10 protein-coding genes are annotated in these 11819 nt (G+C 71.4%); 8 read left to right on the top strand and 2 right to left on the bottom strand.

The genetic code is table 11. From position 1 onward, the window contains the following. Positions 1–13 precede the first annotated feature (13 nt). Positions 14–838 carry an alpha/beta hydrolase gene (locus tag ABZ342_RS42260; RefSeq protein WP_360485758.1) on the bottom strand — a complete coding sequence of 275 codons (825 nt, stop codon included), beginning with the start codon at positions 836–838 and terminating at the stop codon, positions 14–16. Between the two features lie 365 nt (positions 839–1203). Here ABZ342_RS42260 and glmS point away from each other — a divergent pair, with 365 nt between their 5' ends. Genes glmS through tsaE form a run of 8 tightly spaced genes read left to right on the top strand, consistent with a single transcriptional unit; the run spans position 1204 to position 10620 of the window. After that, a complete protein-coding gene (gene glmS / locus ABZ342_RS42255) occupies positions 1204–3063 on the top strand; it encodes a glutamine--fructose-6-phosphate transaminase (isomerizing) (protein WP_360485756.1) in 1860 nt (619 codons plus the stop codon). A gap of 15 nt (positions 3064–3078) precedes the next feature. Then, positions 3079–4518, top strand: a complete 1440-nt coding sequence (locus ABZ342_RS42250; protein ID WP_360485753.1) for an NAD(P)H-hydrate dehydratase — start codon at positions 3079–3081, stop codon at positions 4516–4518. 56 nt (positions 4519–4574) lie between these two features. Next, a complete protein-coding gene (locus ABZ342_RS42245) occupies positions 4575–5408 on the top strand; it encodes a DeoR/GlpR family DNA-binding transcription regulator (protein WP_155548907.1) in 834 nt (277 codons plus the stop codon). After that, entirely contained in the window at positions 5398–6828 is a 1431-nt protein-coding gene (xylB, locus tag ABZ342_RS42240) for a xylulokinase (RefSeq protein ID WP_360485750.1), read from the top strand. The genes ABZ342_RS42245 and xylB overlap by 11 nt, the downstream gene beginning before the upstream one ends. Before the next feature lie 3 nt (positions 6829–6831). Continuing rightward, a complete protein-coding gene (gene ugpC, locus ABZ342_RS42235) occupies positions 6832–7920 on the top strand; it encodes a sn-glycerol-3-phosphate ABC transporter ATP-binding protein UgpC (protein WP_360485747.1) in 1089 nt (362 codons plus the stop codon). Between the two features lie 29 nt (positions 7921–7949). Then, a complete protein-coding gene (alr, locus tag ABZ342_RS42230) occupies positions 7950–9065 on the top strand; it encodes an alanine racemase (RefSeq protein WP_360485744.1) in 1116 nt (371 codons plus the stop codon). Beyond that, positions 9062–10159, top strand: a complete 1098-nt coding sequence (locus ABZ342_RS42225) for an alpha/beta hydrolase (protein WP_196425879.1) — start codon at positions 9062–9064, stop codon at positions 10157–10159. Before alr ends, ABZ342_RS42225 begins: the two co-directional genes overlap by 4 nt. Further along, on the top strand, positions 10156–10620 hold the full coding sequence (tsaE, locus tag ABZ342_RS42220) for a tRNA (adenosine(37)-N6)-threonylcarbamoyltransferase complex ATPase subunit type 1 TsaE (RefSeq protein WP_360485741.1): 465 nt from the start codon (positions 10156–10158) through the stop codon (positions 10618–10620). Before ABZ342_RS42225 ends, tsaE begins: the two co-directional genes overlap by 4 nt. A gap of 49 nt (positions 10621–10669) precedes the next feature. Here the strand turns inward: tsaE and ABZ342_RS42215 are convergent, their stop codons facing one another. Further along, positions 10670–11668, bottom strand: coding sequence for a serine hydrolase (locus ABZ342_RS42215; protein ID WP_360485738.1), 999 nt, complete (start codon positions 11666–11668; stop codon positions 10670–10672). Positions 11669–11819: the final 151 nt, after the last annotated feature.

Genomic DNA, 11819 nt, shown 5'->3' with positions numbered 1-11819 from the left:
GGCCCTTTCCGCGTCAGTGCGCGGGTTCTTCTTCGCGCTCGATGGGGGCGCGCTTGACGTCGGCCTCCAGCAGCGCCCGGTACTTGTCCGTGCCGGTGAGGTGCGTCAGGAAGAACGCCGTGAACAGGGCACGCGTGAGCTGCTGCGTCTTGCGGTGCGGCTTGCCGTGCATGATCAGCTGCGACCAGTGCCGTCCCTCGGTGACGCCCAGGTGGGTCGACTTGCCGAGGGTGCGCAGCTGGACGTCTTCGCCGCCCCAGGCGTTCGTGATGGCCTCGGCGTGCCCGACCTTCGGGGCGACGAGGTCTTCTTCGGCGGCGAGGTGCAGGCCGGGGACGGTGATGGCCTTCGCCGACTCGGTGGCCGGCGGCAGCGTCTGGGCGGCGGTGATGGTCGCGACGGCCTTGATCCGCGGGTGCTCGGACTGCGCGTCCTGAGCCGCGGCGAGGACGGCGGAGCCGCCCCCGGTGGAGTGCCCGGCGAGGCCGAGCTTGGCCGGGTCGACGCTGATGCCATCCGGCCCGAGCCGCACGGTCGTGACGACGTCGAGGGTGGTCATCAGATCGGCGGCGAGCAACCGGTGCGACGGCAGCGGACCCCGCTGGGTAGCGGGCGCGGCGGCGACGATGCCCCAGCTGGCGAGGTGGTGCAGCAGCTGCCGGTACCGATCGGGCGGCTGCAGCCACCCGTGCCCGAAGGCAAGAGCGGGCAACCCGAGCCCGGCACGTGGTGTGTAGACGACGCCGGGCAGCCCGACCAGGGCAAGGTTGCCGCGAAGGACCTCGTGCGGACCCGGGTGCGTCAACTCCGCGAGCAGCTGCTTGGGCTTGCTGGCCATGCCCGGAACCCTAGCGCCCGACCACCAGCACGGCGCGCCCGCCGCACCCACGATCAGCCGGCGTACCGGAAGGACCCGGCCCCCAGGAGCAGCACAGGCACCGAACCCAGGCACCCAGACCTCCCCGCAACCCCGATCCGAAGCCAGAACACGGACGGGAGTACCGGGTCAAGGCATCTTTCCCGCCTTGACGCGGTACTCCCGTCCGTAGTCACAATCAGGCTTCGGGGTGGCGGGTCACCGAGTGGCCCCACGTGTGAGTGACAAAGCATTGGTCCGGACCACATAGACTCACATTTACGCAGGTGAAACCCACTTTCCAGACCCAGTCAACCCGCCGAACATCCCTCGTTAGGCTGGTGCTCGTGTGTGGAATCGTGGGATATGTCGGGCACCGCCCGGCTCTGGACGTCGTCCTCGGCGGGCTCCGTCGCATGGAGTACCGCGGTTACGACTCGGCCGGGATCGCCGTGCTGGACGGCGGGGAGCTGACCGTCGAGCGCAAGGCCGGCCGGCTCGCCAACCTGGAAGCCGAGCTCGACAAGGTCGGCCGGGAGAGCATCACGGGCACCGCCGGCATGGGCCACACCCGCTGGGCCACCCACGGCGCGCCGATCGACCGGAACTCGCACCCGCACCGCGACGCCTCGCAGCGCGTCGCCGTCGTGCACAACGGCATCATCGAAAACTTCGCCACCCTCCGTGCCGAGCTGGAAGCCGACGGCGTCGAGATGGCCAGCGACACCGACAGCGAGACCGCCGCGCACCTCGTCGCCCGCGCCTACACCGAAGGCGACACCAAGGGTGACCTGGCCGCGAGCGTCGCCGCCGTCTGCCGACGGCTCGAGGGCGCCTTCACCCTCGTCGTGACGCACGCCGACCAGCCGGACACCATCGTCGCCGCGCGCCGGTCTTCGCCGCTGGTCGTCGGGGTCGGGGAGGGCGAGCACTTCGTCGCCTCCGACGTCGCCGCGTTCATCGAGCACACCCGCGAGGCCGTCGAGCTGGGCCAGGACCAGCTCGTCGTCATCACCCGCGAGGGCTACGAGGTCACCGACTTCCACGGCGACGCCGCCCAGGCCAAGCCGTTCACCGTCGACTGGGACCTCTCCGCCGCCGAAAAGGGCGGCCACGAGTACTTCATGCTCAAGGAGATCGAGGAGCAGCCGGAGGCGCTGGCCAACACGCTGCGCGGGCACTTCGAGTCCGGCCGGATCATCCTCGACGAGCAGCGCATCTCCGACCAGGACCTGCGCGACGTCGACAAGGTCTTCGTCGTCGCCTGCGGGTCGGCCTACCACTCCGGCCTGGTCGCGAAGTACGCCATCGAGCACTGGACGCGGCTGCCGGTCGAGGTCGAGCTGGCCTCGGAGTTCCGCTACCGCGACCCGGTCCTCGACCGGGACACGCTGGTCGTCGCCGTCTCCCAGTCCGGCGAGACGGCGGACACGCTCGAAGCCGTCCGGCACGCGCGCGAGCAGAAGGCGCGCGTCCTGGCCGTCTGCAACACCAACGGCGCGCAGATCCCGCGGGAGTCCGACGCCGTCCTCTACACCCACGCCGGCCCCGAGATCGGCGTCGCCTCGACCAAGGCGTTCCTCGCCCAGATCGCGGCGAACTACCTGGTCGGCCTGGCGCTGGCGCAGGCCCGCGGCACGAAGTACCCGGACGAGGTCGCGCGCGAGTTCGCCGAGCTGGAGGCCATGCCCGCGGCCGTCCAGAAGGTGCTGTCCACTGTGGACCAGGTGCGCGACCTCGGCCGCCGGATCGCCGACTCGAAGGCGATCCTGTTCCTCGGCCGCCACGTCGGGTTCCCGGTCGCCCTCGAAGGCGCGCTCAAGCTCAAGGAACTCGCGTACATGCACGCCGAGGGCTTCGCGGCCGGCGAACTGAAGCACGGCCCGATCGCGCTGATCGAAGAAGGCCTGCCGGTCGTCGTCGTGATGCCGTCGCCCAAGGGCCGCGCGGTGCTGCACTCGAAGCTGGTGTCGAACATCAGCGAGATCCAGGCGCGCGGCGCCCGCACGATCGTGATCGCCGAAGAGGGCGACGAGACCGTCCGGCCGTTCGCGGACGAGCTCATCGAGGTCCCCGCGGTACCGACGCTGCTGCAGCCGCTGGTGTCCACGGTGCCGCTGCAGGTGCTGGCCGCGGAGATCGCCCGCGCCCGCGGGTACGACGTCGACAAGCCGCGTAACCTGGCGAAGTCCGTGACTGTCGAGTAGCGGGAGGCCTTCGCCGTGCAGGGAATCTGGACCACGGAACGGATTCGCGAGGCGGAGGGGCGGGCGTTCGCCGTGACGCCCGAAGGCGAGCTGATGCGGCGAGCGTCCTTCGGGCTCTCGGTGCAGCTGGCGGACTTCCTCGAAGACCACACCGGTGCGGTCTCCGGCCGCCGGGTCGTGCTGCTGGTCGGCTCGGGCGACAACGGCGGCGACGCGCTCTGGGCCGGGGCTTTCCTGCGCCGACGCGGGGTCGCCGTCACGGCGGTCCTGCTCAAGCCCGAGAAGGCGCACCCCGCCGGTCTCGAGGCACTGAAGCGGGCCGGCGGCCGGATCGTGTCCCCCGAGGACGGTCCACAGTGGATCGCAAAGGCCGACGTCGTGGTCGACGGCATCATCGGGATCTCCGGCAAGGGCGGTCTGCGGCCGGACGCGGCCCGGCTCGTCGAGCTGGTCGAGGCGCCGATCGTCGCCGTCGACCTGCCCAGCGGCGTCGACCCGGACACCGGCGCCGTCGACGGCCCGGCGGTGAAGGCGGCCCGCACGGTGACGTTCGGCGCGCTCAAGCCGGTGCACGCGCTGGCGCCCACCCACTGCGGCGAGGTCGTGCTGGTCGACATCGGCCTCGAGCTGGCCGACCCCGACCTGCGGCGGCTCGACATCGTGGACGTCGCCGCGGCCTGGCCGGTGCCCGGGCCCGAAGACGACAAGTACAGCCAGGGCGTGGTCGGGATCGCGGCGGGCTCGGCGACCTACCCGGGCGCGGCGGTGCTGGCGGCCGGTTCGGCGGTGCGCGCGACGGCGGGCCTGGTGCGCTACGCGGGCCACGCGGCCGACGTCGTCCGGTCGCAGTGGCCGGAGATCATCGCGACGGGCACGGTCGCGGACGCCGGGCGCGTCCAGGCATGGGCGGTCGGGCCGGGCATCGGCACCGGCTCCGAGGGGCGCGAAGTGCTGCGGCACGTGCTCGGCCAGGGCGTCCCGGTCTGCGCGGACGCCGACGCGACGACGATCATCGCGAAGTCCCCGGAGGTCCTGGACGCGCGCGACCCGGACACGCCGCTGGTGCTGACCCCGCACGCGGGCGAGTACGAGCGCCTGATGGGCCGGAAGCCCGGCGCGGACCGGGTGGCGGCAGCACGCGAAGCGGCGAAGAAGTACGACGCGGTCGTGCTGCTGAAGGGCCACGTCACGGTGATCGCGGCTCCGGACGGCCGGGTCGCGGTGAACAAGCCGCGTGGCGCCTGGCTGGCGACGGCGGGCTCGGGCGACGTCCTGTCCGGCCTGGTGGGCGCGCTGCTGGCGGCGGGCCTGGACCCCTGGCTGGCGGCTGCGGCGGCGGCTCACGTGCATTCGCTGGCGGGCGCGATCGCGGCCCAGAACGCCCCGACCTCGGCGTCCGGCCTGGTCCACGCGATCCCCGAGGCGATCCGCGCGATCCGCTCGCTGACATCCTGAGAAGACTTATCGAGTTCTCCGTTAACTCCGGGCGATAAATCTGGTAAGAATGCCGTGTGAGCGGCGGCACAGCACCTGGAGACCGGAAGACCCGGCCGTCCGATGCCGTCGTCGAACAGCGGCGGCAGGACATCCTCGACCACGTCATCGAGCAGGGCGAGGCCCGCATCGACGACCTGACGACGAGGTTCCGGGTCAGCCTGATGACCATGCACCGCGACCTCGACGACCTCGCCGAGCGCCGGCTCCTGCGCAAGCTGCGCGGCAAGGTCGAGGCCTACCCGGCCCTCACCATCGAGACCGCCGCCCGCTTCCGCGACACCCTTCACCACGGCGAGAAAGAGGCCCTCGGCGAAGCGGCCGCGAACCACGTCCAGCCCGGCCAGACCGTCTTCGTCGACGACTCCACCACGCTCCTCCCGCTGGTCAAGCGCCTCGCCGAGATCGACGCCCTCACCGTCGTCACGAACTCGCTGCACGCCGCCCGGCTGCTCGGCTCGAAGGTCGACGTCGTACTGGCGGGCGGCCGGTACTCGCCCGAGTACGACTCCTGCTCCGGCCCCGAGGTCCTGAACCTGCTCGACTCGCTCCGCGCCGACGTCTCGTTCGTCTCGGTCACCGCCGTCGCCGTCGGGCGGCTCTTCCACCCCGACCGCGACTACGCCGAGCTGAAGAAGGCGGCGCTGCGGGTCGCGAACCGGACGGTCCTCGTCGTCGATCACTCGAAGTTCGGCCGCACCGCCACCTACGGGCACGGCGACGTCGGCGACTACGACCTGCTGATCACCGGCGAAACCACGCCGACCGAGGAGATCGAGGCCGCGCTCAACGCCGGTACCGCGATCGAGATCGTCGAACACGTCGCAGAGGGGCAGCCCTATGACAGCTGAGCTGGTCGCCGGCATCGACTCGTCCACGCAGTCGACCAAGGTCGTCGTGTGCGACGCCGAAACCGGTGAGATCGTCCGCACCGGCCGCGCGCCGCACCCCGAGGGCACCGAGGTCGACCCCGCCGCCTGGTGGGACGCCTTCGGTGAGGCCACGAAGGGCCTGCTCGACGACGTCAAGGCCATCGGCGTCGGCGGTCAGCAGCACGGCATGGTCACCCTCGACGAGGACGACGAGGTCGTCCGCCCCGCGCTGCTGTGGAACGACACCCGCTCCGCGCAGTCGGCGCTCGACCTCATCGACGAGCTCGGCGGGCCCTCGGTCTGGGCGAAGTCGGTCGGCTCGGTGCCGGTCGCCAGCTTCACCGTCACGAAGCTGCGCTGGCTGGCCGACCACGAGCCGAAGCTCGCCGACCGCGTCGCCCGCGTGCTGCTCCCGCACGACTGGCTGACCTGGAAGCTCACCGGCGGCGCCCCGGTCACCGACCGCGGCGACGCGTCCGGCACCGGGTACTTCTCGCCGTCCGACAACGCCTACCGCCTCGACGTCCTGGCCCACGCCTTCGGCGGCCGGACGCCGGAGCTGCCCACCGTCCTCGGCCCGGCCGACACCGCCGGCCACACCCCGGACGGAGTGCTCGTCTCCGCGGGCACGGGCGACAACATGGCCGCCGCCCTCGCGCTCGAGCTGCAGCCGGGCGACGTCGTCGTCTCGCTGGGCACCAGCGGGACCGTGTTCGGCGTCGCCGAAACCGGCGCGGCCGACGCGTCCGGCGAGGTGGCCGGGTTCGCCGACGCCACCGGCCGGTTCCTGCCGCTCGCCTGCACGCTCAACGCCGCGCGCGTCCTCACCGCGACGGCGGCCATGCTCGGCGCGACGCTGAGCGAGTTCGACCGGCTGGCGCTGCGGGCCGAGCCCGGCGCCGGCGGCCTGACCTTCCTGCCCTACCTCGACGGCGAGCGCACCCCGAACCTGCCCGGGGCCACCGGCTCGTTGACCGGTCTGACCAGGGTGAACATGACCCCGGAGAACCTCGCGCGCAGCGCCGTCGAAGGCATGCTCTGCGGCCTCGCCGCCGGCCTCGACGCGGTGCGCGCGCACGGCCTCGACGTCGGCCGCGTGCTGCTGATCGGCGGGGGCGCGCAGTCGGCCGCCGTCCGCGCGGTCGCGCCGCTGGTGTTCGGCGTGCCCGTGCAGCTGCCCGACGTCGCCGAGTACGTCGCCATCGGCGCGGCGCGGCAGGCGGCCTGGGCCCTGACTTCCAGTGCGGAACCCCCGTCCTGGCAGGAAAACACGAAAGCCCGGCTCGAGCTGGACGAGCCGACCGAGGCGCAGCGCGCCGAGGGCCACCGGATCCAGCAGCGCCACCTCGAAGCCCGCGAAGCGGCGTACGGGGTCCGGCGGAATCTCGGAGAGGACTGACCGATGGCTTCCATCACCTACGACAAGGCGACCCGGCGCTACGCCGGTTCGGAGCGCCCCGCGGTCGACGCGCTGGACCTGGAGATCGCCGACGGCGAGTTCCTGGTGCTGGTCGGCCCGTCCGGCTGCGGCAAGTCGACCAGCCTGCGCATGCTCGCCGGCCTCGAGGACATCGACGACGGCGCCGTCTGGATCGGCGACCGCGACGTCACGCAGCTGCCGCCGCGCTCGCGTGACATCGCGATGGTGTTCCAGAACTACGCGCTGTACCCGCACATGACGGTCGCGCAGAACATGGGCTTCGCGCTGAAGATCGCCGGGCGTCCCGCGTCCGAGATCAAGCAGAAGGTCCTCGAGGCCGCGAAGCTGCTCGACATCGTCGACTACCTCGACCGCAAGCCGAAGGCGCTCTCCGGTGGTCAGCGCCAGCGCGTCGCGATGGGCCGCGCGATCGTCCGCGAGCCGCAGGTCTTCCTGATGGACGAGCCGCTGTCGAACCTCGACGCGAAGCTGCGTGTCTCGACGCGTACGCAGATCGCCGCGCTCCAGCGCCGCCTCGGCGTCACCACCGTCTACGTCACGCACGACCAGGTCGAGGCCATGACGATGGGTGACCGCGTCGCGGTGCTCTCGGACGGCCTGCTCATGCAGTGCGACACCCCGCGCGCGCTGTACGACCGGCCCGCAAACGCTTTCGTCGCCGGGTTCATCGGCTCGCCGGCGATGAACCTCGTCACCGCGAAGCTGACGGCGGACGGCGCCGAGGTCGGTGGCGCGCGCGTGCCGCTGACCCGCGAGACCATCGCGGCGGCCGACGGCGACACCGTGACCCTCGGCTTCCGGCCGGAGGCCCTCGAGGTCGCCACCGGTGAAGGCACCCTGCCGATCAAGGTGGAGCTGGTCGAGGAGCTCGGCTCGGACGCCTACGTCTACGGCAAGCTCGCCGAGACCGACGCGGCCGACAACAAGTCGAACGTCGTCGCCCGGGTCGACCCGCGCACGCCGCCCGCCATGGGCGACACGCTCAACCTGCGGATCCGCCCCGACGAGCTGCACGTGTTCTCCGCCACGTCCGGGCTGCGCCTGCCCTGACCTCGGGTCATGGGAAACTGGAGGGCGCTATGACCTCCAGTTTCCCCAGGGCCCAGGTCGACATCGACCTCGACGCGATCCGCCACAACCTCACCCTGCTGGGCGCCCGCGCGCCCGGCTCCGAGGTGATGGCGGTGGTGAAGGCCGATGCCTACGGCCACGGCGCGCTGCCGGTGGCGCGCGCCGCGGTCGAGGCCGGCGCGGGCTGGCTCGGCACGTGCTCGCTCGGCGAGGCCCTGGCCCTGCGCGAAGCCGGGATCACGACCCGGCTGTTCAGCTGGCTGGACACCCCGGACGTCGACTTCGCGCCGGGCATCGAGGCCGGCGTCGACCTCGCGGCCAGTTCCGTGGGTGAGCTACGCCGCATCGCGGCCGCCACGCCGGTGGGTACCCGGGCTCGTGTGCACCTCAAAATCGACACCGGGCTCTCGCGCAACGGCTGCCCGCCCGCCCAGTGGGCCGAGCTGGTCGAAGCGGCGGCCGCCGAACCGCGGGTCGAAGTCGTCGCGATCTGGTCCCACCTCGCGTGCGCGGACGAGCCGGACCACCCGGCGACCGACCTCCAGGCGAAGCGGTTCGCCGAGGCCTACGACGCCGCCCGCGCCGCCGGGCTCGACCCGAAGCGGCACCTGGCGAACTCCGCGGCCCTGCTCACCCGGCCGGACCTGCACTTCGACGTCGTCCGCCCGGGCATCGCGATGTACGGGCTGAATCCGGTGCCGCAGGCCGAAGACCTGCGCCCGGCCATGACGTTCCGGTCCACGGTCGCGCTGGTCAAGCGCATCGAAGCCAGCGAATCGGTGTCCTACGGCCACACCTGGACGGCTTCGCGCGACACGAACCTGGCGCTGGTGCCGGCCGGGTACGCCGACGGCGTCCCGCGGTCGCTGTCCGGGCGGATGGACGTCTGGCTCGGCGGGCAGCGGCGGCCGGTGGCCGGGCGGGTCTGCATGGACCAGCTCGTCGTCGACTGCGGTGACTTCGAGCCGTCCGTCGGCGACGACGTCGTCCTGTTCGGCACCGGGGGGAACGGCGAGCCGACGGCCCGGGAATGGGCCGACAAGCTGGGCACCATCGACTACGAGGTCGTCACCTCGATGTACCGCCCGCGGGTGCGGCGCCGGTATCTGGGAGAGCGCTCGTGACACCTTCACGTCGACTGCTGGCCATCGCCGGCGGGGTCGGGGCCATCGCCACCGGGACGGCCGCCGCCGCAATCGTCGCCGCGCAGCAGCGGCGGCACAGTGAGGATCCGTACGTGGACGAGCCGCTGGGGGAGCTGAAGCCCGACCGCGTCTACACGGTCGCGGCCGACGACGGCACGCCGCTTTCGGTCGAGGAGATCGACCCGGGGGACGGCGGCAAACCCGAACTGACTGTCGTGGGGGTACACGGCTTCGCGCTTTCGCGGCGCTGCTGGCACTTCCAGCGTCGCGACCTCGAGTCGCTTCGGCTGCCGCGCGTGCGTCAGGTGTACTACGACCACCGCGGCCACGGCCTGTCCGGCGCGGCTTCGGCGGAGAACTCGACGATCGAGCAGCTGGCGCGCGACCTCGACGTCGTGCTGCGGTCCGTGGTGCCGGACGGGCCCCTCGTGCTGATGGGGCACTCGATGGGCGGCATGGTGATCATGGAGCTGGCCGCCGAGTTCCCTTCCTTGTTCGAAGAGCGTGTCGAAGGCGTCGCGTTCATCGCGACCGCGGCGGGCGAAGTGGGTGCACGCGGGTTGCCGCGTTCGCTGCTCTCGAAGTACAACCCGCTGACGCGGGCCGCCGGCGGTCTCGCCGGCTGGCAGCCGGGCCTGGTGGAGTTCGTCCGCGCCGCGGGCGGGCAGCTGACGCGCCAAGCCGTGCGGCGCTTGGCTTTCGGCAGCCGCGACGTCGCGCCGAGGCTCGTCGACTTCATGCTCGAAATGCTCGAGGTGACGCCGGTCCGCGGGCTCGTCAACTTCGTCGACACGCTCGGCAGCCACAACCGGTACGCGGCGCTGGCCGGGCTGAAGCACGCGGAAGTGCTGGTCATCGGCGGTGATTCGGACCGGTTCACGCCGTTCTCGCACGCCGAGCGGATCGCGTCCGAGCTGCCCGACGCGGAGCTGGTGCGCGTGCGCGGCGCCGGGCACATGGTGCTGCTCGAACAGCCCGAGCTGGTGACCAGCCACCTGATCGATCTCCTGCAACGCTGTTCCGGTGTGGACGGCATGACTTCAGCCCGGCGAAACTGGTGGTGGCAGCGTTGACGCATCTGTACCCGAAGCCCGAAGACACGATGGAGTTCGGGCGGTCCCTCGGCCGTTCGCTGCGCGCGGGCGACCTCGTGCTGCTCGCGGGTCCCCTCGGCGCGGGCAAGACGACGCTGACGCGCGGCATCGCGGACGGCCTCGGCGTCGGCGGCCGCGTCAGCTCCCCGACGTTCGTCCTGGCCCGCGTCCACCCGGCGGGCGAGGCGGGGGTCCCGCTGGTGCACGTGGACGCGTACCGCCTCGGCGGTGACCTGTCCCAGCTGGACGACCTGGACCTGGACACGGACCTCGAGCGCTCGGCGATCGTGGTCGAGTGGGGCGAGGGGTCGGCGGAGCGGCTGTCCGAGGACTATTTGGTGGTGCGGCTGGACCGCCGCGAGGACGACGTCCGCGAGGTCACCCTGGAACCGCACGGCACCTGGGTCGACCGGGTTCCGGAGCTCGCCAAGACCTCGTGAGTGAGAAACAGTGTTCTAGCCCTGTTTCTCACTCACGAGGTAGCTGCGCTCAGCCGCCGTTGTACTGCTGGTAGGCCGGTGCCCGGAAGGTCCTGGCTCCGGCGCCCGCGATCTTGTCGACCGCGCGCAGGAACTTCGGCCCCATCTTCGCGCTCGCCTGCCGGACCGGGTGCGTGGCCCCGAAGTCCTCCGGGTTCGCCTGGCCGTGCGCGAACATCGAGTAGATCAGCACCGGCTTGCCCGCGGCGTCGAACATGATGCCCGCCTCGTTGCGGCCGTCGTTCAGCCAGCCCGCCTTCGTGGCGATCCTCGCCCGATCGGCGGACGACATCTCCCGGCGGATACCGTCGGTGAACGCCACCTGCGACCGCAGGATGGACAGCAGGTACTCCGTCGACGCAGGGCTCAGCAAGGTGCCCGCGACCAGCGCCTTCAGCAGGTCGTGGGTCTCGCGCGGAGTGGTCTGGCCGAGGAAGTAGCGGTTCGGGTTGGCCACCGGCGTGACCTGGGTCTTGGGGAAGCCCTTGGTCACCAGGATCTGGTTGATCTCGGCCGCCGGAACCACGAGCCCCACCAGCCGGACGCACGTATCGTCCGAAACAGTGAGGAACAGCGACAGGACGTGCCCCAGCGTGAACGCGCTCGGGTACGCCTGGTCCAGGATGATGATGCCGTCACCACCCGGCACGACGATGCTCGCCGGCACCTGGACCTGCTGGTCCAGGGTGAGCAGGCCACGGTCGATCTTGTCCATCAAGGTGACCGCGACGGCCACCTTGTTGACGCTGTACGCCTCGACGATCTCGTCGGACGCCACGTCGACGGCCACCTGGTCGGCCACGCTGATGTAGGAGTTCCAGATGCCGCCCGCCTCAGCGGCCGCGTCGTCGTAGACGCGCTTCACCTTCTGCCTGGCCCGGTCCGGTGTGGCCGGGCTGGCCTCGATGTCTGCTTCCTGCGCGAACGCGGGAGAGCCGGTCAGAACGCTTCCGGCGACGACAGCGGTCCCCAAACCGAACGCCGCTCGCCTGTTGAGTCGATACCCCATCGCAAGATCCAACCACGAATGGACCCGTCGGCGGCACAAAGCTCGCGAAGAGGTCGTGAGTGAGAAACAGTGTTCTAAAGCGGTTTATAAGATAAGCGCCCGGGGGCGGCCCCCAGGTCCACCCAAATAGGTCTATCACAACACATAAATA

This window comes from Amycolatopsis sp. NPDC005961, from assembly GCF_040629235.1.
GTDB classification, from domain to species: Bacteria; Actinomycetota; Actinomycetes; order Mycobacteriales; family Pseudonocardiaceae; genus Amycolatopsis; species Amycolatopsis camponoti.
The sequence above is the reverse complement of the archived record's forward strand: the minus strand, read 5'-3'. Positions and strand labels throughout refer to the sequence as shown.